At 62.3% G+C, this 23,488-nt stretch carries 25 protein-coding genes; 20 read left to right on the forward strand and 5 right to left on the reverse strand.

The window, feature by feature from the left end:
- Nucleotides 1–369 precede the first annotated feature (369 nt).
- From METLI_RS06755 to METLI_RS06790, 8 genes are all read left to right on the forward strand, one after another.
- Nucleotides 370–1,152 carry a hypothetical protein gene (locus METLI_RS06755; protein ID WP_004039066.1) on the forward strand — a complete coding sequence of 261 codons (783 nt, stop codon included), beginning with the start codon at nt 370–372 and terminating at the stop codon, nt 1,150–1,152.
- Between the two features lie 279 nt (nt 1,153–1,431).
- Nucleotides 1,432–1,923 (forward strand): hypothetical protein, encoded by a 492-nt coding sequence (locus METLI_RS06760; RefSeq protein ID WP_004039068.1) that lies wholly within the window; start codon nt 1,432–1,434, stop codon nt 1,921–1,923.
- A gap of 54 nt (nt 1,924–1,977) precedes the next feature.
- Nucleotides 1,978–4,728, forward strand: coding sequence for a cation-translocating P-type ATPase (locus METLI_RS06765; protein ID WP_004039069.1), 2,751 nt, complete (start codon nt 1,978–1,980; stop codon nt 4,726–4,728).
- A 103-nt stretch (nt 4,729–4,831) separates the two neighbouring features.
- Nucleotides 4,832–5,527, forward strand: a complete 696-nt coding sequence (locus tag METLI_RS06770; RefSeq protein ID WP_004039070.1) for a DUF1538 domain-containing protein — start codon at nt 4,832–4,834, stop codon at nt 5,525–5,527.
- Complete coding sequence (locus METLI_RS06775; RefSeq protein WP_004039071.1) at nt 5,524–6,255, forward strand: DUF1538 domain-containing protein; 732 nt, start codon at nt 5,524–5,526, stop codon at nt 6,253–6,255. The genes METLI_RS06770 and METLI_RS06775 overlap by 4 nt, the downstream gene beginning before the upstream one ends.
- A complete protein-coding gene (locus tag METLI_RS06780; protein ID WP_004039072.1) occupies nt 6,252–6,605 on the forward strand; it encodes a P-II family nitrogen regulator in 354 nt (117 codons plus the stop codon). Before METLI_RS06775 ends, METLI_RS06780 begins: the two co-directional genes overlap by 4 nt.
- 62 nt (nt 6,606–6,667) lie before the next feature.
- Entirely contained in the window at nt 6,668–8,110 is a 1,443-nt protein-coding gene (locus METLI_RS06785) for a sodium-dependent transporter (protein WP_004039073.1), read from the forward strand.
- A gap of 124 nt (nt 8,111–8,234) precedes the next feature.
- A complete protein-coding gene (locus METLI_RS06790) occupies nt 8,235–10,019 on the forward strand; it encodes an SLC13 family permease (RefSeq protein WP_004039076.1) in 1,785 nt (594 codons plus the stop codon).
- A 120-nt stretch (nt 10,020–10,139) separates the two neighbouring features.
- Here METLI_RS06790 and METLI_RS06795 read toward each other — a convergent pair whose 3' ends face one another.
- Nucleotides 10,140–10,994 carry a universal stress protein gene (locus tag METLI_RS06795; RefSeq protein WP_004039078.1) on the reverse strand — a complete coding sequence of 285 codons (855 nt, stop codon included), beginning with the start codon at nt 10,992–10,994 and terminating at the stop codon, nt 10,140–10,142.
- Nucleotides 10,995–11,080: 86 nt separating this feature from the next.
- Between METLI_RS06795 and METLI_RS06800 the strand changes: the two genes are divergently transcribed.
- Complete coding sequence (locus tag METLI_RS06800) at nt 11,081–11,539, forward strand: GNAT family N-acetyltransferase (RefSeq protein ID WP_004039080.1); 459 nt, start codon at nt 11,081–11,083, stop codon at nt 11,537–11,539.
- Here METLI_RS06800 and METLI_RS06805 read toward each other — a convergent pair.
- Complete coding sequence (locus tag METLI_RS06805; RefSeq protein WP_004039081.1) at nt 11,517–11,984, reverse strand: hypothetical protein; 468 nt, start codon at nt 11,982–11,984, stop codon at nt 11,517–11,519. The two genes, METLI_RS06800 and METLI_RS06805, sit on opposite strands and share 23 nt — an antisense overlap.
- 174 nt (nt 11,985–12,158) lie before the next feature.
- On the opposite strand from METLI_RS06805, the gene METLI_RS13360 reads away from it, so the two are divergent.
- From METLI_RS13360 to METLI_RS06830, 5 genes are all read left to right on the forward strand, one after another.
- Entirely contained in the window at nt 12,159–12,665 is a 507-nt protein-coding gene (locus tag METLI_RS13360; RefSeq protein WP_004039082.1) for a PadR family transcriptional regulator, read from the forward strand.
- The gene (locus METLI_RS06815; RefSeq protein ID WP_004039083.1) at nt 12,646–13,629 is read left to right on the forward strand and encodes an ATP-binding cassette domain-containing protein; all 984 of its coding nucleotides are present in this window, start codon (nt 12,646–12,648) and stop codon (nt 13,627–13,629) included. Before METLI_RS13360 ends, METLI_RS06815 begins: the two co-directional genes overlap by 20 nt.
- 2 nt (nt 13,630–13,631) lie before the next feature.
- Nucleotides 13,632–14,381 (forward strand): ABC transporter permease, encoded by a 750-nt coding sequence (locus METLI_RS06820; RefSeq protein ID WP_004039085.1) that lies wholly within the window; start codon nt 13,632–13,634, stop codon nt 14,379–14,381.
- Nucleotides 14,382–14,533: 152 nt separating this feature from the next.
- Complete coding sequence (locus METLI_RS06825) at nt 14,534–14,797, forward strand: hypothetical protein (protein ID WP_004039087.1); 264 nt, start codon at nt 14,534–14,536, stop codon at nt 14,795–14,797.
- Nucleotides 14,798–14,945: 148 nt separating this feature from the next.
- On the forward strand, nt 14,946–16,010 hold the full coding sequence (locus tag METLI_RS06830; protein WP_004039089.1) for a hypothetical protein: 1,065 nt from the start codon (nt 14,946–14,948) through the stop codon (nt 16,008–16,010).
- Here the strand turns inward: METLI_RS06830 and METLI_RS06835 are convergent.
- Both METLI_RS06835 and METLI_RS12420 read right to left on the reverse strand, forming a co-directional pair.
- On the reverse strand, nt 16,003–17,232 hold the full coding sequence (locus tag METLI_RS06835) for a GntT/GntP/DsdX family permease (RefSeq protein WP_004039091.1): 1,230 nt from the start codon (nt 17,230–17,232) through the stop codon (nt 16,003–16,005). The two genes, METLI_RS06830 and METLI_RS06835, sit on opposite strands and share 8 nt — an antisense overlap.
- Nucleotides 17,233–18,684 (reverse strand): response regulator, encoded by a 1,452-nt coding sequence (locus METLI_RS12420; RefSeq protein ID WP_004039098.1) that lies wholly within the window; start codon nt 18,682–18,684, stop codon nt 17,233–17,235.
- A gap of 113 nt (nt 18,685–18,797) precedes the next feature.
- On the opposite strand from METLI_RS12420, the gene METLI_RS06845 reads away from it, so the two are divergent.
- The 6 genes from METLI_RS06845 to METLI_RS06870 all read left to right on the forward strand — a co-directional run bounded on the left by METLI_RS06845 (nt 18,798) and on the right by METLI_RS06870 (nt 22,287).
- On the forward strand, nt 18,798–19,505 hold the full coding sequence (locus METLI_RS06845; RefSeq protein ID WP_004039099.1) for a glycerophosphodiester phosphodiesterase: 708 nt from the start codon (nt 18,798–18,800) through the stop codon (nt 19,503–19,505).
- A 127-nt stretch (nt 19,506–19,632) separates the two neighbouring features.
- A complete protein-coding gene (locus METLI_RS06850) occupies nt 19,633–19,875 on the forward strand; it encodes a sulfurtransferase TusA family protein (protein ID WP_004039100.1) in 243 nt (80 codons plus the stop codon).
- A gap of 8 nt (nt 19,876–19,883) precedes the next feature.
- On the forward strand, nt 19,884–20,243 hold the full coding sequence (locus tag METLI_RS06855) for a DsrE family protein (RefSeq protein WP_004039101.1): 360 nt from the start codon (nt 19,884–19,886) through the stop codon (nt 20,241–20,243).
- 10 nt (nt 20,244–20,253) lie between these two features.
- On the forward strand, nt 20,254–21,402 hold the full coding sequence (locus METLI_RS06860) for a cysteine desulfurase family protein (protein WP_004039102.1): 1,149 nt from the start codon (nt 20,254–20,256) through the stop codon (nt 21,400–21,402).
- 15 nt (nt 21,403–21,417) lie between these two features.
- Nucleotides 21,418–21,807 carry a Fe-S cluster assembly scaffold protein NifU gene (nifU, locus tag METLI_RS06865; RefSeq protein ID WP_004039103.1) on the forward strand — a complete coding sequence of 130 codons (390 nt, stop codon included), beginning with the start codon at nt 21,418–21,420 and terminating at the stop codon, nt 21,805–21,807.
- A 60-nt stretch (nt 21,808–21,867) separates the two neighbouring features.
- Nucleotides 21,868–22,287, forward strand: a complete 420-nt coding sequence (locus tag METLI_RS06870) for a hypothetical protein (protein ID WP_004039104.1) — start codon at nt 21,868–21,870, stop codon at nt 22,285–22,287.
- On the opposite strand, the gene METLI_RS06875 is transcribed toward METLI_RS06870, so the two are convergent.
- Nucleotides 22,260–23,228, reverse strand: a complete 969-nt coding sequence (locus METLI_RS06875; RefSeq protein WP_048104128.1) for a ketopantoate reductase family protein — start codon at nt 23,226–23,228, stop codon at nt 22,260–22,262. The two genes, METLI_RS06870 and METLI_RS06875, sit on opposite strands and share 28 nt — an antisense overlap.
- Between the last annotated feature and the right edge of the window lie 260 nt (nt 23,229–23,488).

The raw sequence follows: 23,488 nt of genomic DNA on the forward strand, positions 1-23,488 counted from the left end.
CAGACCTGCAGTTCAAATCCTTTTTCGCTCCTTCACCCTTCTATCCTGCACACCCCGATCATCCCCACACCCCGTTGTCCCTCATCGGTGTCGCACAAGATCGTTTGTGAGACATATTGTGCATGTTATGTCGCACAAACGGGGTCACAGGATAAGGATATATTTCAACCCTCCTCCCGCTCTCTTCTGTGCAGGTGCCGAAATGCGTATCGGATCGGCATTCTGATACGCACAAACAGATTCATCGGGACCAGAATACTCGCAATCTCCCTGCTCCAGCGATCCCGAACCGGCAGGTGAGCGTCGCAATATATTTATATCGCCATACCCTCTCCCACGTTGCTCAATCACACGAGCAGGGTGATGACCATGATCCGTACACTATCGGCAATGGTGATCCTTCTCCTCCTCCTCTCCGCCCTGAGCGTCCCGGCAGCCGCAGCCGGCGGAAGCGGCGGCTCGGACGGAGGGGGTGCAGGGGGATCGGACGGAGCGGGCAACAGCGACAATTCGGCCGGAGACGGGGCCGCCCCATCCGAAGGCCCGCAGGCCCAACCGCTGCAGGAGGAGCAGGAGCGCAAGCAGCAGACGACCGTCGAACAACCCGGCGTCCAGATCAACCAGCAGGACCGGGACCAGACCCAGGGCAGGACCAATGTCAGCACCGATGATGAAACTATCATCCTCCAGAGAGACCGCGACCATTTCCTCCAGCAGGTGGAAATGCGGCAACAGAACCTCCCGGCCGAGCCTGAGCGGGCACAGGTGCACACGGCGCTCTATGCCTTCTCCATCGCCGGCAACGTGACCGGCAGGGACGGGCCCGAACTCGCCCGCCTCGGGGCAGAGATGAACACCTCGTTCGCCGCTGCATACGCCGCAGAGGAGCAGATCAAAAACCAGAACTCCCTGATGCGCATGCTCTACGGCGGGGACCGGGAGGCCGCCGGCCTGCTGGTCCAGTATGCCGACCAGAACCGGCAACGCATCCAGACAATGGAGCAGCTCATCGCAAACTGCTCGGACTGCGACCCGCAGGTGCGCCTGATGCTGGAAGAACAGGTGCAGGTGCTCTCGCAGGAGCAGAACCGGCTCATCACCCTCGGGCAGGAGGAGCAGGCCGATAAAGGACTCTTCGGCTGGCTATTCTGAGGACGGGGTGCGTCGAAAGGAGCCGGTCAGGTCACCGCCCTGACCGATGACGACCGTTCCCCCGATAAGTTCCGGGGAGCGGTCACGCTTTTTCCTCAAAGGCCGTGCAATCGTTTTGCCGTGCGCGATAGGCGGCTTCTCCCCGCCCGGTCCACCAGACGCCCCGCACCATAAAGGCAGGAGTGCCGTTCCCCCCGGGGAAAGTGCTTTATAGTCACCAAAAAATATGCCGGGTGTCCACAGGTCCGTATACGGACGACGATCCTGAGGTATGAGCATATGGTGCGCGTAAAAGATATTCCCGAAGGGACGCGGTGGCTCATGGCCACCCATGTCCTGACCCGCCTGGTCGTAGCCCTTGGCCAGGGGACCGCCGAAGGTACAGAGATCCCACCCCATCTAGAGCGGCTCTTCTCCGAGATGGGCGATGAGATCCGGATCATCGCCGACCGCTACAGCATGCCGCGCGAGCACGCCTCCGACCTGGTCCAGACCCTGGGCGCCGTCTCGGTCATCCTCTTCGGGCCGGCGTTCGAGACGCGGTTTATTGAAGGGTTTCCCGAAGAAGCGGTCATCAGACTGACCGAGTGCGCCATGTTCAGGGATGAACCCGGGAGCGAGGTCTCTCCCTCCCGTGTGAATGCCGTCTGCACCGCCTATGTGAAGCACGCGATCGAGGCCCTGAACCCGGACTATGCGATCACCACCACGCGGGCGCGGTGCGGCGGGGACCCCTTCTGTGAAATGGTCATCACGAGAAAGAAAGGCTGACGCCATACGTCGTCCCAAAACCGGGGCACATCCGTCCATAGGCGAGGAAACACCGTGACCGAAAAAACCGACCCACCTGTAGCGGTGCCCTGGCACGCCCTGCCCATCGACGAGACGTATGAGCGGCTGAGCACCGGTTCCCGCGGCCTCTCCTCGGAGGAGGCCGCCCGCCGGCAGAAGCAGTACGGCAAAAACGTCCTGCCGGCCGCACGACCCCCCGGCCTTGCTGAGATCGTCCTCCACCAGTTTAAAAGCCCCCTGATCTACATCCTCCTCGTCGCCGGCGTCATCTCCGTGCTGATCGGCGATGTAAAAGACGCCGGGTTCATCATGCTCGTCGTCCTCATCAACGCCGTCATCGGGACGGCACAGGAGTGGAAGGCCGAACAGAGCGCCCTCCAGCTCCAGATCCTCCTGCAGGTGATGGCGAGCCTCCGGCGGGACGACGCCTGGCGCTCCCTCCCTGCCGAGGAGGCGGTCATCGGCGACCTCGTGCTCCTGGAGTCGGGAAACCGGGTTCCTGCCGACATCAGGCTCCTGCACGCAGCCAACCTGACCGTCGACGAGTCGCTCCTCACCGGCGAGTCGGCCGCCGTGCAGAAGACGGTGGGGGTGCTCAGGGAGAAGATCCCGGTGAGCGACCGCTCCAACATGGCCTATGCAGGGAGCACGGTCGTGACAGGGCGGGGCTGCGGCGTGGTCACCGGGACCGGGACCAGGACCGAGGTGGGGATGATCGCCCGCGCCGTCTCAGGGACCGAATCGGCAAAACCCCCGCTCCTGATCAGGATGGAGGAGTTCTCCCGCAAGGTGGGCATCCTGATCATCGCCGCAAGCATGGTGATGGCCGCCGTCGCCCTCTCGAAAGGAACGCCCCCGGTCGAGGTATTCTTCCTTGCGGTCGCCCTGGTGGTCGCGGCGATACCCGAGGGCCTCCCGGTGGCGATCACCGTCGCCCTCTCGATCGCCGCCTCCCGGATGGCCAGGCGCAACGTCATCGTGAGAAAACTGGCTGCCGTGGAGAGCCTCGGGAGCTGCACCACCATCGCCACCGACAAGACCGGGACGCTGACCGTCAACCAGCAGACGGTGCGGGTGCTTCTCATCCCCAAAGCAGAGCCGATCGAGGTGAGCGGCGCCGGCTACACCCCCGAGGGGGAGATCCTCCTCGCCGGCACCGCCGCCCTCCCGGCCCCGATGACTGCCGCCGTCCGGCGCCTCGCCCGCGCCGCCGTGATCTGCAACGAGGGCTCCCTGTACAGGGAAGATAGCCAGTGGGTCCACCACGGCGACGCGATGGACGTGGCGTTCCTCTCCCTCGCCTACAAGGCCGGCCTCGAACCTGACCGCGTCAGAAACTCGGTCCTGAAGGTGGCCGAAGTCCCCTTCGAATCAGAACAGATGTACGCCGCCGTCTATTATCGCGAGGAAGGCGACACCCAGGTCCATCTCGCCGTCAAGGGCGCACTCGAGGCGGTCCTCCCGCACTGCACCACCATGACCACGGCAGACGGGGCCGTGCCCATCGACGCCGGCGCCGTGGAGCGCCACCTCGTCGACCTGATGGAGAACGGCTACCGCGTGCTTGTCGTCGCCGAAGGAACGGTTTCTTCGCCGCCGGGCGACGACCCTGAACTGGAGGACGCACGCCCCGACCTCTCCCTCCTCGGCCTGGTCGGGTTCATCGATCCCCTCCGGCCCGACGTCAGGGAGGCGGTCGGGGTGGCGCATGGGGCCGGCATCGACGTGGTGATGATCACCGGCGACCACCCGAGGACGGCGCTCACCATCGCCCGCGAACTCGATATCGCCCGGTCCGTGGAGGAGGTGATGACCGGGCAGGAACTCGAAGGCCTGGGAGACCCGACCCTCCCCTCCTACGCGACGGCGATCGACCGTATCCGGGTCTTCGCCCGCGTGAGCCCGGTCCAGAAGATGGAGATCGTCGACCTCATGGTCAGACGCGGCCATTTCGTCGCCGTCACCGGGGACGGGGTCAACGACGCCCCGGCGCTGCGGCGGGCGAACATCGGCGTTGCCATGGGGTCAGGGACCGACGTGGCGAAGGACACCGCCTCCATGATCGTGACCGACGACAACTTCTCATCCATCGTCGCCGGGGTCGAGGAGGGGCGGTTCGCCTACGACAACATCAGGAAGGCGACCTACCTGCTCATCTCCACCGGCCTCTCCGAGGTGGTGCTCTTCATCCTGGCCCTCCTTGCCGGCCTGCCCCTGCCGCTCCTGGCCGTGCAGCTCCTCTGGCTGAACCTGGTCACGAACGGCATCCAGGGGGTCGCCCTCTCCTTCGAGGCCGGAGAAGAGGGGGCGATGCAGAGACGGCCGCGGGACCCCGAAGAGGGCATCTTCAACGCCCTGATGCTGAAGGAGACCCTGCTCTCCGGGATGACCATCGGGATCGTCGCATTCTCCACCTTCTGGTGGCTGATCGGGACCGGCATGGAAGAGTCCGCCGCCAGGAACCTCCTCCTCCTGCTGATGGTCCTCTTCGAGAACTTCCATGTCTTCAACTGCCGCTCGGAGTACCGCTCCCTCTTCAGGGTCCCGCTACGGAACAACACCGTCCTGGTCGCAGGCGTGGTCCTGATGCAGGGGCTGCACATCCTCTCCCTCCACGTCCCCTTCATGCAGGACCTCCTCGGCCTCGCCCCGGTGAGCCTTGAGCAGTGGTTCACCTGCCTGGTCGTCGCCGGCATCGTCATCGTCGTGATGGAGGCGTTCAAGTGGTTTGAATTCCGGAACGGGCCCGCAGGTGGGAGGGGGCAGGCAGGATCTGCCGCCTGACGAGATCTGCCCGGGGGCATCACCGCCCCCTGACCGCACTTCAGGATGAGGAAAAATAGATCACGTTCTCAGGTGACATGGTCTTCAGGATGTGCTTAGAGTGATGCAGGACTACAAAGAGACCTTTAAGGAGGTGCTGCAGGCCATCCTGCCCATATGTATTGTGATCCTGCTCCTTCAGGTATTCCTGCTGGGGGCATCGGTCACCGAGGTCCTCGAGTTCATCTTCGGGGCCGCCATGGTGGTCGTCGGGATCGCCCTCTTCCTGATCGGCGTCAAGATCGGCCTGCTCCCGATGGGCGAGGCGATCGGGGCCGAGATGCCGAAGTCGGGTTCTTTGCTGATCATCGTCGCGGTAGCCTTTTTCTTCGGGTTCCTGACCACCGTCGCCGAACCTGACGTGCGTGTCCTGACCATGATGATCGACTCTGTCTCAGGCGGCGGGATCGCACAGACCCCGACGATCCTGGTCATCGCCGTCGGGGTCGGTTTCTTCGTCGCGACCGCTATCCTGCGGATCATCTACAGGGTCCCGATCATGTACCTCCTTGCCGCGGGCTACGGCGGGGTGATCCTCCTCTCCTTCATCACGCCGCCCGAATTCCTCCCGATCGCCTTCGACGCCGGGGGCGTGACGACCGGGCCGATCACGGTCCCATTCATTCTGGCCCTGGGGGTCGGCGTCACCTCTGTCCTCGGGGGGCGTTCCGCACTCTCCGACGGGTTCGGGCTGATCGGGCTCGCCTCCATCGGCCCGATCCTGGGGGTCATGCTGATGGGGGTGGTCACGGCCCTATGAACGAGTTCTCTCCCCTGGAGGGGATCGGGCACGTCGTCCTCGACGTGATCCTCGCCCTGGCCCCTCTCGTCCTCTTCTTCATCGCCTACCAGGTCATCTCCCTCAGGCTGCCGCGGGCCTATGTGACCAGCCTGTTCAAGGGGATCGTCATCACCCTGATCGGGATGGTGCTCTTCTTCCAGGGCGTCGCCATCGCCTTCATTCCCGCGGGGCAGAGCATCGGGGCGTACTTCGGGTCGTCCGACTACGTCTGGGCCCTCGTCCCCTTCGGGTTCTTCCTGGGGTTCCTGACGACCTACGCAGAACCGGCCGTGCGGGTGCTCTGCTACCAGATCGAGCAGTCGTCGAGCGGCTACATACGGGGGTCCCTGATCCTGTACACTCTCTCGTTCGGGGTGGCCGTATCGGTCGGCCTTGGCATGGCGCGTATCATCTATGGATTCTCGTTTCTTCCTCTCATGATCGCAGGATATATCCTGGCAATCCTTCTCATCAGGTTTGCCGACCGGGACTTCGTTGCGATCGCCTTCGACTCCGGGGGCGTTGCGACCGGACCGATGGCGGTGACCTTCCTGATGTCGCTGGCCGTCGGGGTGGCGGCGTCCTTGGAGGGGAGAGACGCTGTGACCGAGGGGTTCGGGCTCATCGCCTTCATCGCCCTGGCGCCGATCCTCTCGGTGCTGGTCCTCGGTATCCTCTTCAAACACAAAAAAGGTGGAAAGACATGATCTGTGAAGGGTGTAAAGACCTGATCGTCACGATTGTAAAGAAAGGCTGGGCCGACCAGGTGATGCAGGCGGCGCGCAATGCAGGTTCGGAAGGGGGCACGGTCCTGATGGGGCGGGGCACCGGCATCCACGAGATGCAGTCGTTTCTCGGCATTCCCATCGAGCCCGAGAAGGAGATCGTCCTGATCGTCGTGGAGCCCGAGCAGACCGACGGGGTGCTGGATGCGATCTCTGCAGCGGCCGAACTCGACCAGCCCGGTATGGGGATTGCATTTGTCATCCCGCTCTCGCGGGTGGCAGGGCGGGTGCATATGCTCCGCAAAAAGGAGGAGGAGGAAGGGGGCCCATGAACGCCTGAGAGCGCCCGGGGGGAGGCGCCAGATTATTAACTCCCGGAGCGCAGGACTGGAACATGGAACAGTGGTCATCGCGGGCCGGGTTCATCCTGGCCGCCATCGGTTCCGCGGTCGGGATCGGAAACATCTGGCGGTTCTCCGCGGTGGTCGGGCAGAACGGCGGCGGGGCCTACCTGGTCCCCTACCTGATCGCCGTCTTCCTCTGCGCCTTCCCCCTCATGGTCCTCGAACTCGCCATCGGGCGGCACTTCCACGGCACCGTGGTCAGCGCCTTCAGGTCGGTGCGGCCGCAGTTCCGGATCATCGGATGGCTCCTCTGCGGCATCGTCTTTCTGATGCTCTCCTACTACCTGGTGATCACCGGGTGGACCCTCGGCTACGCTCTGACCTCCCTGGGGGGCGAGCCCCTCCCCTTCTCCCGTTTCACCGCTGGATGGCTTCCGGTCCTCCTGTTTGTGGTTGCCGCAGGGATCAGCGGGATCGTGGTATCCCTCGGGATCAGGGAGGGGATCGAGCGGATCTCGACCGTCCTGATCCCGGTCTCGGTAGGTATCCTGGTCGTTCTCCTGCTGTATGCGGCCACCATGCCCGGCTTTGTCCAGGGAGTCTCCTTCCTCCTCACCCCCGACTTCTCGGTCCTCGGCGACCCCCTCCTCTGGAGTGCGGCCTTCGGCCAGGCCTTCTTCTCCCTCTCGGTCGGCACCGGCATCCTGCTCACCTACGGGGCATATGTGCGCCCGGGGGAGAGCATCGCGGGTTCGGCCCTGATCATCACCCTTGCCGACGTCGGGGTGGCCCTCCTGGCCGGGATGGTGATCTTTCCTCTCGTCTTCTCCTTCGGGCTCGTCCCGACCATCGGGGCTGAACTGGCCTTCACCACCCTGCCTGCCGCCTTTGCCCTGATGCCGAACGGCTGGATCGTCGCCACGGCTTTCTTTCTGGTCCTCTTCTTTGCGGCGCTCACCTCCGCGCTCTCCATGCTCGAGGTGGGCGTGGCCGCCGTCCAGGAGTCGCTCGCCTGGTCGAGAGGACGGACGGCGGCACTGCTCACCGGCGTGGTCCTCCTCATCGGCCTCCCTTCGGCGCTCTCGTACAGTGCGGTCGACCTCAGGATCGGGGGGATACGGGTGCTCGACTTCATGGACGAGACCGTAGGGGCCCTCGGCCTCCCGGTCGCCGCCATCCTCCTTGCGGTCGTCTTCACCTGGTTCATACCCCCGCGGATACTGACCGAAGAGATCGGGCACTCAATCGCCCGCTTCGTCCATCCCCTCTGCAGGTTCGTCATCCCCGGCGTCCTGATGGTCACGACCGGGGCCCGCCTCCTCGCCGGCCTCGACGATCCCGGCCTCCGAAACCTCCCGGGGAGCGCATTCATCGGGACGGTGCTGCAGGTCGAGGGGCTCGTTGCCATCGTCCTGATCGTGCTGGTCATCACCCTTGCACTCTGCCGGTTCAGGGGGTGCCCGCTGGCCACCCGTATCCGTGGACGGATCTGAGGAGCCTTCCGGGAAATAACCGGGCAATGTCTGCATCTGTCCCCCGGTCAATACCTTTATTCTTAAATGATCATCACTACGGTGAAGCAGAACCAGTTCAGGACGGCGGGGAGAAGATCAGGGTATGATCGCGGTTACAGCCGACCAGGGGATCGTCTTTGTCACCCTCATTATCGCGCTCGTTCTCTTTGTGTACGGGCGCTGGCGCTACGACATCGTCGCCCTCCTCTCCCTCTTCATCGTCACGCTGACCGGCGTCGTGGGGTGGGACGAGGCATTTCTCGGGTTTGCGAACCCGGCGGTGGTCACGGTGGCGGCCGTGCTGGTGATCAGCCGCGGCCTCCAGAACGCGGGCGTCGTGGACCAGATCGTCCACCGCCTCTCCGGGGTGGGAGACGGGCCAGAAACGCAGGTCTCCCTCCTCACCGGGATTGTCACGGCGTTCTCCGCCTTCATGAACAACATCGGTGCCCTTGCCCTGCTCCTGCCGGTGGGCCTGCGGATGGCGCGAAAGAGCGGCACGCCCCCGTCCGTGCTCCTGCTGCCGCTCGCTTTCGGCTCATGTCTTGGAGGGCTGATCACCCTCATCGGCACGCCGCCCAACATCATCATCGCTGCAATCCGGGCCGAACACACCGGCGAACCGTTTGCGATGTTCGATTTCACACCGGTCGGTCTTGCCGTCGCCGTCGCCGGCGTTCTGTTCATCTCCCTCATCGGGTGGCGCCTGGTCCCGAAGAGGGCAGGGCCCTCCTCCCGCGAAGACCTCTTCGAGGTGAAGAATTACCTGACCGAGGTCCGCGTCACCGAAGACTCAAAACTCGCCGGGGCGTCCCTGCGCGAGATCGAGGAGAAGACCGGGGCCGACGTGGCGATCGTGCACCTCGTGCGGGGGGAGACGATCAGGCCGGCCCCGTACCGCTACGAGGTCGTCAGGCCCGGCGACATCCTCATTGTCCGGGCCGATTCCGACGACTTAAAGACGTTCATCGACCTCTCCGGGTTTGAACTGGCCGAAGGCGTGGAGGTGAAGAGCGACACGCTGGGCTCGGGCGACGTGACCCTGATGGAGGCGATGGTCCAGCCTGATTCCCCGGTTATCGGGAGAAAAGTGCGCGACCTCTCTATCAGGTGGCGTTTCGAGGTGAACCTGCTGGCCGTCGCACGGCAGGGCGAACGGTTGAGAAAGCGTCTCCAGCAGGTCAGGTTCGAGGTCGGCGACGTCCTCCTCCTCCAGGGCACGCCCGGCACCCTGCAGGAGGCGATGAAGGCGCTCGGGTGCCTCCCCCTTGCCGAGCGGGGGCTGAAGATCGGAGAGCCTCAGCGGATCATCCTTGCAGTAGGAATCTTCGGGTTCGCGATCGCCATCGCCGCCGTGGGCCTCGTCCCGATCCAGGTCATCTTTCCGATCGCCGCCGTCGTCATGGTGCTCGCCTCGCTCATATCCCTGCGCGAGGTCTACGAGAGCATCGACTGGCCGGTGATCGTCCTCCTCGGGGCCCTGATCCCGGTCGGGCACGCCCTGGAGAGCACCGGCGGCGCCCGACTGATCGCCTCCACCCTGCTCGGCCTCCAGGGTCAGGTCCCTGTCGAGGTGATTCTCATCGTCCTGCTGGTGGCGACGATGTTCCTCTCGGACTTTATCAACAACGCCGCAACCGCCGTTCTGATGGCGCCCATCGGGGTCAGTCTTGCCGGCGGGCTTGGCGTATCGACAGACCCGTTCCTGATGGCGGTTGCCGTGGGAGCCTCATGCGCATTTCTCACACCCATCGGGCACCAGTCAAACACCCTTGTCATGGGGCCGGGCGGGTTGCGGTTCGGTGATTACTGGCCTCTGGGTCTCCCTCTCGAAGCGATAATCGTGGCTGTAGGTATCCCCCTCATCCTCTACGTCTGGCCGCTCTGAGCTGCAGGATCGCACCGGGAGAGAGCGTAAAAGGGCGAAGGGCCGGAAAAAGCAGATACGCTACCCTTCGCCAGAGATCGTGCGGGGCCGGGGATTGTCCCCCCGACCGGATCAGAAGACCTATTGCTTCAGCACAAGGATGGGCCGTTGCGTTCTCCGCGCCACGTACGAGACCTTGCTCCCGAGCAGGGACGTCAATATCCCCCTCTGCCCGGTTGCTTTCATGACGATGAGCGAGACGTCCTCACTCTCTGCAAGGGAAAGGATCGCTTCCTCGGCACTGCCGGCGCGGACCCGGATCTCCGCGGGGATCTGGTGCCTGACGAAGGCATCTCTCATCGCCTCAAGCCGTTTCTGTGCATCGTCGACGCTTGCCTGCACTTCCTCGTGCGAGTCGCCGGTGGTCACGACATGAACGAACGTCGCCTTCTGAATCCACGGGATCTTATGGAGGCAGAGGCCCCCGACCTCCGGCTCTGAAAAATCGGTGGCGATCAGGACGTTTGAAAATAATTCCGGAAGAATATCAGCTCTTTCCCCTGAGGCCAGACCGCCCGGATCCGGTGCATGAACGAGGAGGAGATCGGTCGTCCCATAGTGGAGCATGTCCGATGCAACGCTCCCCAGCAGCAGGGCTTCGATGACGCTCCGACCCCGTCTGCCCATCACGATGAGAGAGCTGCCTTCTCTTGCAGCAACCTCTTTAATGGCATCGGCGATGGTGCCCCCCCTGATGTCCTCGACGAGGGTTCTGATCGGTACAGTCTCCAGTTCAAGATCTTTTTTCACCTCTTCAAGGCGCAATCTCGCATAGTCCACCTGGGGGTCAAAGCCGTCAGGGCCTTTTGATGGATGTTTATTATACAGGACGTGAAGAAGCACGATCTGACGAATGCCCGGAATCTGGCGGAGGCACCGGACCGCATACCTGGAATCTTCGGAAAAATCATACGGGACTAAAATGTCTCTGAACATACCACCCCTCTGGACAGGTATGGTACATCAAAGTATCGAAGAGCCCGAAAAAAGCACATCTCCATCCACGTACTATCTCATGTACGATGAACGACAGCACGACGACGATACGGGAGGCCGGGGAGGGGGATCTCGAGGCGGTCCTCGCCCTCTACGAGCACCTGCACGATGCCGACGAACAGGCCGGTGAGGGCGAGATACGGGCGGCCTGGAGGGCGATCATCGAGGACCGACGGACGTACCTGTTCATCCTGGAGAGCGGCGGTGTTCCGGTCTCGACCTGCATGTTGTGCATCGTCCCCAACCTCACCCGCAGGGCGCGGCCGTTCGGGATCATCGAAAATGTCGTCACCCGGCGGCAGGACCGAAGGCGCGGCCACGCCACCGCCCTCCTGCACCACGCCCTCGGCTACGCATGGGAGCGCACCTGCTACAAGGTGATGCTCCTGACCGGGCGAAAGGACGAGGCGGTGTTGGGGTTCTACGAGGGGGCAGGTTTTGTGCGGGGCGTAAAAGAGGGGTTCATCGCCTATCCGCCGGAATGAAGGGGTCTTCCCGCTCCACCACCACCGCCCTCCCGGCCACCCCGGCGATCTCCTCGAAATACGGGTCTGAGCGGGTCGCCACGTAGGCTACGGTTGCGGATCTCTCCTTCACCCGCTCCCTGAGCGTCAGGCCGAGCACCCGCGTCAGGTCAGGGCACGGAGCATAGAAGGCGGGGTCGTGCTCCACCACGATCTTCGGCCGCTCGGTCCCGTCAAGGCCGTCGAGAAGGCATCCGGCGTCCTGGACCGGCCAGATATCCACCGGCGCCGCGGAACCGCCGAAAAGGTCGAGGATCGGATGTGTCCTGCCGTAGAAATACACCGGGACCTGATCTGCGTGTTTGCACATCCTCCCGAGGGCCGGGATCATCTGCTCTCTCGGCGCCACGGCGGCGGTGAACGTGGCCTGCCCGAAGAAGAGGGAGGGGACGGTGGGTCGCTGCATATCTGTATTTTTCTACGGGCCGCTATGAGATGGTTGCGTGCGTGCGGTCCGAAAGTGTTTTTTTCTGGGGTCAGGAAGGGCGGGATCGCTACCCTGATCAAAATGTTCATCTGCGATCAGATAATAGTACGATTTCGAACGGTTCTCGTTCGAACAGTGATCCCCCACCTGCGAATGATGAACGGCCTCTGGAAATTTTCCCCGGTATGCGGAAAGGAGAGGAGTTTGACCGCTCTTTTCATCCTTCACTCTCTGCACCACGAACCGAAGTCCGGCTATGACCTCTTGAAAGAGATTGCAGAAAAAACAGGAGACAAATGGACCCCGAGCAAAGGGACACTCTATCCTATTTTGAAGGAACTGGAGAAAGACCAACTCATACAGGTGCTCCAAACCGGAAAGCGTTCTAAAAATATCTTCGGCATCACGCCGGACGGAGAAAAAGCACTTCTGAGTATCAGGGAGCATCGAAAGGAATCAGGAGAAAAAATGCTTGTTTTCAAAAATCTGCTCGTAGAAATATTCGGGCAGGACAGATCCGTACTTGACGGATTGCTCTTTGAAATCAGATCGATCGTCGAGGATCTGCCGGCTGAAAACAATGATCACGCCTTTGAAATTCTGGAAAAATGCGTTGAAGATCTCAGGAGGATCGGGGCCGATGCCTGCAATACACGTTGAAAATCTGACAAAAAAATTCCACGATTTTGTTGCCGTGGACAATGTCTCGTTCGAGATCCAGAGCGGCGAGATCTTCGGGCTGCTCGGGCCGAACGGGGCGGGCAAGACCACCACAATCTCCATGCTTTCGACCATGCAGAAACCGACCTCAGGGACGGCCACGGTCAACGGCTGCGATGTGCTGACCGACGAGGACGGCGTCAGAAAATCCATCGGGATCGTCTTCCAGGACCAGAGCCTGGACGAAGAACTGACGGCGTACGAAAATATGGACTTCCACGGCAGGCTCTATCGTATCCCCCGCACCGAGAGGGAGGAGCGCATTTCAAAACTGCTGACCCTTGTGGAACTGGACGAGCGGAAAGACGATCTTGTCAAGACCTTCTCCGGCGGGATGAGGCGGCGTCTTGAGATCGCCCGGGGGCTGCTCCACCGGCCGAAAGTGCTCTTCCTCGATGAGCCCACCCTCGGTCTCGATCCCCAGACGCGCAACCATCTCTGGGCGTACATCGAACAGTTGAACGAGGAGATGGGTATCACCATCATCCTGACGACCCATTACATGGACGAGGCCGACCGGCTCTGCGACCGGATCGCCATCATCGATCGCGGCCGGATCATTGCGATGGACACCTCGCAGAATTTGAAAAGCACGATCGGAGGCGACGTGATCACGATCCAGACCCCGGATTCTGCCCTGATATCCTCGAAGATCGAGGCGCCGTGGGTCGAGCGTATCGAAGAGCACGACGGATATGTAACGATCAATCTGCATAACGCCGAGACGCACCTTTCAGAGATTGTCACCCTGCTGAACCGGAACGGGATCGAGATCACGTCGATCTCCGTCCGTAAACCGACGCTCGAAGATGTGTTTCTGCATTATACCGGCAAGACCATCCGGGAGGGGGAAGCCGACGGGAAAGAGACGATGCGGATGTTCCATCGGGCGTCGAGGCGGTAAACATGGATATCATATATGCGATCTGGCTGCGCAACGTCAAGCGGTATGTCCGCTCGAAGAGCAGAATCGTCGGGAGTCTCGGGATGCCCCTCTTCTTCCTGCTCATCATGGGGTTCGGGCTGAACTCGGTCGTCACGATCCAGAACACCGGCGAGGGCTATATCCAGTTCATCATACCCGGCGTGGTGGCGATGAGCGTCCTGTTCACCTCGGTCTTCTCCGGGATCCAGATCATCTGGGACAAGCAGTTCGGCTTCCTCAAAGAGACGCTGGTCGCGCCGGTCTCGCGGCTGGAGATCATGCTCGGCCAGACGCTGGGCGGGGCGACGACGGCGTTTATTCAGGGACTGATCATCCTGGTGCTCTCGGTGTTCATCGGCATGAATATCGTCAGTTTTGCCGGATTTCTCGTCGCCTTTATGTTCATGCTCCTCATCGGCGTCGCATTCACCGCACTCGGGATTGCCATCGCCTCGAAAATGGAGGACATGCACGGCTTCCAGCTCATCATGAACTTTGTGATCTTCCCGATCTTCGGGCTTTCAGGGGCCCTCTTCCCGATCGACGGCCTGCCCTCCTGGATCAGGCCGCTCACCCTCCTGAATCCATTGACCTATGGCGTCGAGGGGATACGATACGGCCTTTCCGGCGCCGCCCAGGTAAACCCCCTCGTCTGCTTTGCGGTGCTGGCCGGGTTCGCCCTCGCCGTGACGGCGATCGGGTCCTATCTCTTCAGGAAGGTCACAATCTGACGGGAAAGGAGCAGATATCTCTTTTTTGCAGGGCCGGATCCTCCTTCTGCCGCACCATCCCGCTTGAACGGGCGGCGAACCGCCTTTTTCTTTCCGCCGTCCGTACCAACACATAAATAGTGGCTTTTTCCATCCTCAGTGCAGGGAAAACCATGCTGAACACTCGCGATATCATCAAACAGATCTGGGACGCCCAGGGATATGGAAACCTTGCAGTCTGGAAGAACGGGGCGACCGAGGTCATCGAGCCCGGTGCAACTCCGAAAAAAGACGGCGAGCCCCCCCTTGTCATATTCAAGCCAATACCACTTGTCGGTGGATTTTCCATGCTTGATTTCGCACTCGGCGATGCCGAACTCCTGGCGTTCATCGAGAACGAAGTGACCGCGGCAGGAGGAGAGATCGTCAGGGACTGATCAGGATCATCCCTGATTCGAGAGATGATGTTGAAAACGATCTGACGGTCGACAGAAAGGCGGCGAGGGACGGGAAAAAGACAAAACCGGGTGAGTCTCCGATCCTTTCTGGAGATAAACTCGTTGTCCATAGAGGGGCTGAAGAGCCATGATTGCACTCAGGTTTTACCGGATCTATGATATCGGCAGGGAAGTAAATCTCGACTGGCTGGAAAAGGATCTTGCCGCGAGTTTTGTTACGACCAGGACGAGTTTTCGCCGGGTCAAGCCCAAGTCCATCATCATGGAGAACCCTCCCCTCATGCTCTGGATGGAGCCCGTGCTGGTGGAAAAGGACGGACGCACCTTCGATTTCAAGGTGGTCGCCCGCATTTACGACGTCGGTGCGATCAGTTTCTGTTTTGTCTATGAAAGAACGGACGCCGATTTGGCCGTTCTTGAGGATACGGCACTCCTTTTTGCCGGACAGGAAGGACTCTCCGATTTCTTTTTGAGTTATCTCAGGACTCTTGCAGAGATCCTCAAACCGCATATCAAAGATTTTGCTCTCAATCCTGATTTCTTTGAGGATTACACGATCCATGTCGCCGATCGTCTGGACGACTCGATAGATCCGGTCATTCTCCTGACCGGAGAGCGGACGAAGATCTCGTCCCAGATGCGCGACGAGATCCTGAAAAACACGCAGAGTTATACGGTGGACGACTGCGCAATCCTCTCATGGGACGCCGCACTTCTCTGCAACCCCGAGTACCCTGCCGATCTCATCGACCTGATCGAATACGCAAACGTCCAGGTGCTCGAACTCCGGTACTATGACCGGGAACTGACCCGCCAGATGGAAAAGATGTATGACGACATCGCCCTCGCAGACCGCCTCTCCTGGTTTCGCCGAACACATCATTATCACGGGATAATGGCGCATTTGATGGAGACAAATGCAGAGTTCTCCGAGATTATCGAGAAGATCGATAACCTGATCAAGGTCACCGAGGATGTCTACTATGCCCGCGTCTATGCAACGGTCCTGAAGGTGATCAGGAGCGGGCAGTGGAGCGAGAGCGTCAGCCGCAAGATCGAGGTGATCAGGGAGAACTACTCGATGCTCTCGGACGAGGTCAGGATCCAGCATTCAAACTTCCTCGAATGGGTGATCATCATCCTGATCGCCCTCGAGTTCGGGTTTGCGATCTGGGAATACTTCATCAGGTGAAGACGGCGGCGATCGCCCAGGCGGCGGCCGCGACCAGGGCCGAGGCCGCCATGAGGGGGAGGGTGAACCGCAGGAGGACCGCGGCCACGGGATCGCCGGTCTCCCTCTGTACGACCCAGAAATAGGGGTCGCTGAAGGCCGAGACCGAGAGGCACCCGGCGGCGATCATCAGGGCAAGGGGCACCGGTCCGACGGTGGCGGCGGCACCGGACGCGGCGACCATGCCGGCCGTCACCACGGCGGTCACGACCCTCGACCCCTGTGCGGCCTGGACCAGGACGGCGAGGAGGAGGGGGACGAAGACCGCCGGCACCACGCCGTCGAGAAGCCCGAAGGCGTCCTGCGGGAAGGTGCTCGAGAGGATCACGGCGCCGAGGGCTCCGGCGCCGCAGAGGTCGTAGATGATGACGCCGGCGCGAGGCGTCCCCTTCTTCAGGGCGGCGGCCCTGAGAGGGGCGGGCAGGAAGAGGAGGGCGACCCCCATGCCGACGAGCAAGAAGGCCGAGATGCTCTCTCTCCCGAACAGAGGCCAGATGGCGGCAGCGCCCGCAAGGGCGATCGGGGCGAGGAGCGGAAACCAGGCCCGCATCACTCCTGTGGCGGCCCGGGTGGGGGCGCATTCACCCTCTTCTTCGGGCATTCCCCTGATCGCTCCGGCAGCCGCCAGCATCAGCACCGCCGAGAGCGGCACGGCCACGGCGAGGTATGGCCCTGCGGAAAACGCAGCGGCAGAGGAGATGGCGAGCGTCACCGGCGTCGGGAAGAGCAGGGTGAACGAGAGGGCGCTTCCGACTGCAGCGGCGTAGAGTGCGGCCTTCCGGTCTCTGCAGCAGGAGAGGAGCGGCGATATCACGATGAACGCCGTGACGCAGCACATGAACGGGACAGCCAGAAGAAATCCGGCGATCCCCCCGGCAAATGCCGGCCTGGAGAAGAGCCTGTTGATATCCAGGAAGATCCGCTCCCGGTACCCCCCGAGTTCGATCGCCCCGGCGATCACCGAACCGGCAAAGACCACCGGGCCAAGGAAGGCGAAGATGGCGCCCGCCCCCCGCGTGGCGGTGCCGACGACCGACTCAGGCGGGACGCCGGCGATCAGGCCGTAGATGACCGCAGACGAAAACAGCGTCAGGAAGGGGTTGAGCCTGAACTTCACCGTCAGAACGGCGATCAGGAGGAGGACGACGACAAATGCGAGGAGGGGGGACGCAAAAGGGGCCATTCATCCCTGACCCGGCGCACGGCAGGCGACCGGCGGGATCGTGATCACGAACCTGGCGCCCCTGCCGCACTCCCCTTCTTCGGCGATCGAAAGACCGGTGATCGAGAGGATCTCCTTCGAGAGGAAGAGACCGAACCCGGTGTTTTTCCCATAGCCCTGCTTGAAAAGGCGGGGCTTTTCAGGGTCGGGGATCCCGACACCGTTGTCCTCGTAGACAAACCGCACACCGGATCCGCTCTTCTCGATCGCGCACCTGATCGCCGTCACATGTTCCCCGTGGCGGACCGAGTTGTCGATGAGGTTCTCGATCACCCTGACAAACATCGGGTCCGCATACACCTCGATGCCGCCGGCAGAGATCTCCACCGCCACGCCGTTGAGGTCCTGGTGGCGGAACGCACTCCTGACGACCCGTTCGACGTCCTGCCAGGCAGGGGCGTTTACGCCGATGTCCTGGTATTCCCGCGTGAAGGTGATGAGGCGTTTGATGTTGACGGCGGCGGTCTCCTCTTTCTCGATGATCTCCAGCAGGGCGAGGTCTGAGACCATATCCTTCTCGATCTCGAGATATCCCAGGAGTGCGGTCATCCAGTTGAGGATATCGTGGCGGGTGATGCTGTTGAGGATGTTGAGTTTCTTGTTCGCCTGCTGGAGGGCGGTCTCGATCCGTTTCCGCTCGGAGATGTCTGCGATCTGCTCGATGAGCAGGCGGACCTCGCCGTCCTCCCCGATGATCGGGTTGCTCCGGCAGACCAGGTACCTCCCGAGTTCAGGGAAGAACCGCTCCACCTCTTCGAGGTGTCTGCTTTTTAACGCCCTCTCAGTGGCGCAGACCTCGCAGGGCTCGGAGCGGCCGATGAGTTCGTAGCATGTTTTCCCCACGGCATCTGCCGGGGTGCAGTCCAGGAGTTCGGAGCCTGCGCGGTTGAGCCGGACAATCGTATGATCGGGATTTTGAACGACGAGGACGTCCTTGATGCCATCGAAAACCCCTTCGAGGAGGTCAAAACCGTCGAGCATATTTTGAAAAAGATCCCTGTACTCGGCCTCGCGGTCTGCCAGCTTCTGCTCCGTCCGCCGGTTGCGTGCAGCCTTCAGGATCATATGCCTGAGTTCTGCAAACTGCATGCGGGGATTGCCCCCTTTCTGGAGATAGTATTCGGCGCCGTTGTTGAGGGCCTCGATCACCACCTCTTCACGCCCCCGGCCGGTGAAGATGATGACCGGAATGGAGATCCCGCGGGCGTTGAGCGCTTTTAAAAGGTCGATCCCGCTCATGCCCGGCATTTCATAATCCGAGACGATGACGTCGAAATTCTCTGCTCCGATTTTCTGGAGGGCCTCTCCGGCGGAGAGAGACGGCGTAACAACAACGCCGCCCTCCCTCTCCAGGAAGATCTTCGTGATCTCGCAGAGGGCAGGTTCGTCGTCGACGAGCAGAACGTGGATCATGGGCGCCTTCACACGGTACACTGTTTGACGGTGAACACGGAAAAAAGGTTGGAAAGAGGGAATACCCCCCGAAGGGGAAAGGGGTATATCCGCGGCGGCATCAGGACTCCGTCATGCTGATCGTCGGCCACCGGGGGGCGCGCGCCCTTGAGCCGGAAAACACCCTCCGCGCCATCAGGGCTGGAATGGCGTGCGCCGATTATGTCGAGGTGGACGTGCGTCTGAGCAGAGACGGCGTCCCGGTCGTCATTCACGACGCCTCCGTGGACCGGACGACCGACGGTGCGGGGGCGGTGCGGGACCTCACGCTCAGAGAACTAAAAACCCTCGATGCCGGGTGCGGCGCGGAGGTCCCGACCCTCCGTGAGGTGCTCGATTGCGTCAGGGGGAATTGCGGCCTTGTCGTGGAGATCAAGGATGCGGACGGCGTGGAGGAGATCTGCAGGCTCCTCCGGGAGCGGGGGCCTAAAAAACTATTCATCGTCTCCTTCGACGCCGACACCGTCAGGAAGGCGGGGGAGATCGTCCCGGGTGCAATGACCGGCCTGATCGTTTCGCACGCCGACCCCGACCCGATTGAAGCGGCGCTGTCGATCGGCGCCGACGCCATCCTGCCCAGGTTTGATCTGGCAGGGCGGGCGCTTATCGACCGGGCGCACCGGCACCGCCTGCTCGTCTTTCTGTGGACACTGAACACCCCTGATGCATGGGAGCGGGCGTGTGCGATCGGCGCCGACGGTGTCGCGAGCGACGATCCCTGTGCTGCCCGGGAGTATCTGCAGGGCGTTCGCACTCACCATACCGTTTCGCCCTCTTTTTGATCGCTCCGCCGCCGGCGACGGATACCTTTATTCTGTCAGAACAGAATGGGAAGGTGCTCAGGGGGGGGCGGATGAACAGCGAATGCGTTACGTGCAGAGTGCACCAGATACAATGGGGGGACCGGTGATGACCGGGAAGATCACGCCGGCACGGGAAGTGGACTGTGTCGGGCTATTCTGCCCGATGCCGATCTCGAGGACAAAAGAGGAGATCGAGCAGATCGGCATCGGAGAAATTCTCAGGGTCGAAGCCGACGATCCGGCCGCGGAGGAGGACATCACGCGCTGGGCAAAACGGGCCGGCCACGAGATCGTCGGTTTTGAGAAAGAAGAAGGGATCCTGACCTTTTACATCAGGAGAATGAAGTGAGGCGAGAGATGACGAAAATCCTGTATGTCCAGACGAGCGGGACCGACACGCCCGAGCGCCTCTACGCCCCGTTCGTCCTGGGGATGACGGCGGCGGCGATGGATGTCGAGGCGTCGATATTCTTTATGATCAGGGGGATCACCGCCGTACGAAAGGGGGAGGCGGAGAAGATCCGGCTCGGGTCGTTCCCCTCCCTTGCAGAGGTGATGCGGCAGGCGATCGGCGCCGGGGTGCGGATCTATATCTGCGAGCAGAGTTCGCACCTCCTCGGCATCCCGCCGGGCGACTTCATCCCGGAGGGGACCATCGCCGGGGGGGCGACGCTGAACGACCTGGCCCTGGAGGCCGATGCGGTGCTGACCTTCTGAGGGGGGCGCAATGGTATATCTTGATCATGCATCGGCCACCCCGGTGGACCCGCGGGTGCTCGCCTTTGCCGGGCGCTTTCTGAGCGAGGAGTTCGGGAACCCGTCGACGCTCTACACCCTCGGCCTCTCGGCGCGGCAGGCGCTGGAAGAGGCGAGAGCGCGGGTCGCCGCCCTTGTCGGTGCAGAAAAACCGGCTTCGATCGTCTTTACCGGGAGCGCCACCGAGTCGAACAACCTTGCGATCAGGGGCACGGCCCTCAGGAACCGAAAAGACGGGAAAAAACTGCTGGTGAGTGCGATAGAGCACATCTCAGTGCTGAACCCGATGAAGGATCTCCAGAAGCAGGGGTTCGACCTCGGGGTCATCCCGGTCGATCCGGCGGGGATCGTCGATCTCGGCGCTCTCGAGGAGCAGATCTCCCCGGAGACGGTTCTGGTCTCGGTCAACTACGCCAACGACGAGATCGGGACGATCGAACCGATCGCAAAGATCGCCCGCATCGTGCACGAGAAGGGGCGGTACCTCCACGTGAACGCCACGGCGGCCGCGGGGCGCGTCCCCATCGATGTCGAGCGGGACGGGATCGACCTCCTGACCCTCTCGTCGAACGACCTCGGCGGGCCGCGGGGTGCGGCGGCGCTCTATATCAGGCCGGGGGTGAAGGTCCAGGCGGTGATGCCGGGCGGCGGGCAGGAGCGCGGCCTGCGGTCGGGGACCGAGAACCTCTTCGCCATCGCCGGGATGGGGGAGGCGGCGCGGCTTTCTGCAGACGAGATGGAGGCCGAGATGGCGAGGGAGCGTTCGATCAGGGACGGGCTTGTCAGGGAGATCCTGACAATCGACGACTCGTATCTCATCGGTCACCCCGAACAGAGGCTCCCCGGCCACGCCAGCTTCAGGTTCAGCCGGATCGAGGGGGAGAGCATCCTGTTGAACCTGGACACCTTCTTTGGCATCCAGGTGGCCACCGGGTCGGCCTGCTCCTCCAGGACGCTGGAGCCCTCCCATGTCCTGCTCGCCATCGGGCTTGAGCACGCGGAGGCGCACGGTTCGGTGGTGATGACCCTGGGGCGGTCGAACGTCCCTGAAGACGTCCCCTATGTTGCGGATGCGATGAAACGGACGGTGGAGAGGCTCAGGGCGATCTCTCCCCTGTAATTCTGAGGTGATACGATGGAAGACAGGCCACAGATTGGCTATTCAAAAAAGGTGATGGACCACTTCACGAATCCCAGGAACGTCGGGGAGTTCGAGGACCCCGACGGCGTGGGGACGGTGGGGAACCCGGTCTGCGGGGACCTGATGCAGGTCTCGATCAAGGTGAAAGACGACGTGATCACCGACGTGCGCTTCAAGACCTTCGGGTGCGGGTCGGCGATCGCGACGGCGAGCATGGTGACCGAGATGGCAAAGGGAAAAACGATCGAGGAGGCGATGGCGATCACCCGCACGGACGTCGCCGACGAACTCGAAGGGCTCCCGCCGGTGAAGATGCACTGCTCGAACCTTGCGGCAGACGCCCTGCATGCGGCGATCAAGGACTACCAGGAGAAGAAAAAGTAGCCGGGGCCGAAATGATCCCTTCCGGCAGGTTCATGGGATCGGGCCGGAAACAACACTCCCATGAACCGTCCGGGATGTACTCCCGCACTCTGCCTGCTCGCCCTGCTCTGCGCCGTCGCCGCCGGAGGCTGCCTCTCTGGCGAGCGGGCGGGGGGAGAGGACATACGCCCGGTCAGCGTGGAGATCGAGAAAGGCGATATCGGCCCGTTCTACGAGACGGCGGCGGCGATGGACGACCGGGTGGTCTTCACCTTCGTCCCGACCGGCGCGAACGTCTCGGCATACCTGGTCACCTACGAGGTCAAAAGGGAGGGGAGCACGGTGGCGGCGGCGGACGGAAAATACTATGACGGGGTCAGCGCCTCGCACCCGATCGTCATCGCCGCGGGGCGCTCGCCCGGCGAGCTGGTCTCGATCGCCATCTCGATCAAAACGCCCGACGGCGAGGTTGTCTATGAGAGCGCCTCGTCGGTCGGGTGAGCGGGCCCGGCAGACTCCCTGAACCTGATCAGGTCGGCGATGCACCGGTTGTACGGGGTGGGGATGCCGTGCCGCTCCCCGAGCGCCGCGACATACCCGTTGAGCAGGTCGATCTCTGTTTTTCTCCCCATTTTGATGTCGTAATACATCGAGGGGTAGACCGCGGCGAAGTCAGGGATCTGCACGCCGAAGAGATGAGCAAGATACGCTTCAGGGGTCGCCCAGGGCACCCTGACGCCTTCGGCCGCCATGACGGCGAATGTCTCATGGACCAGGTGGGCGATGACCCCCCTGAGGCGGTCGTCGGCCGTCGCCCCGACCGGGACGGAGAAAAGAGCGCAGAGAGGGTTTACCGTTATGTTCAGGAGGGACTTCGCCCATTTTCCCGCCCTGATGTCGGGCGACCGCTCGACCGGGATACCGGCGGCGCGGACGATCCCGATCAGACGGTCCAGGCCGGCGGCGGCATCCCCGCCCGACCACACACCCAGCATCATCGGACCGCTCTCGCTTTTGACCCTGACCTGCGCCGGGCCTTCGACCGAGAAATTGGTGGTCACGGTGCCGCCGATCACGCTGCCGGCATAGCGGGAGATCACCTCCTCGTTGCCGATGCCGTTCTGGAGGGAGACGACGGTCGCTTCCCTCATGACGCCGGCAAACTGCTCGCAGATCGCCGCGGTGCCGGTGCCTTTCGCCGTGATGAAGATGTAGTCGACGGAAGGCGGGAGATCTTCAGGCCCGGCGATGCAGGCGATCCCTTCGACAGTCCGGTCCCCCCAGATCCCCGCCATGAGCAGACCGCGTTCCCGTATGGCATCGGCGTGGGCCGGTCTGCAGAGGACATACACCCGCGCCGCTCCGGCGAGTTTTCCCGCAAGGGAGAGGCCGACCGCCCCTGCACCGAGGATCGCTATCACCGGCCGTTCTGAATCCGTCATCTCGATCGAGATCCGCATTGGACGTCCGGCAGGATAACCCTTGGGGAGGGAAAAACCCTGATTGTCCGGCTTTGTAGAAATCATCACTTTCCAGAACCCGCACGTTCTTGATGCGAAGAGACGGCAGAACGAATAGCGAAGGGCGCCTCTGCCCGGGGGTTGCACCCCCGGACCCCCGCACAGCGAATTGCCCCGGACATGCGAGGACGGGGAGGGCGGCGCATCTCTCGATGAAAATTGATGGATGGGCATGCCGGAGT

The sequence above is a fragment of the Methanofollis liminatans DSM 4140 genome (genome assembly GCF_000275865.1).
Lineage (GTDB): Archaea > Halobacteriota > Methanomicrobia > Methanomicrobiales > Methanofollaceae > Methanofollis > Methanofollis liminatans.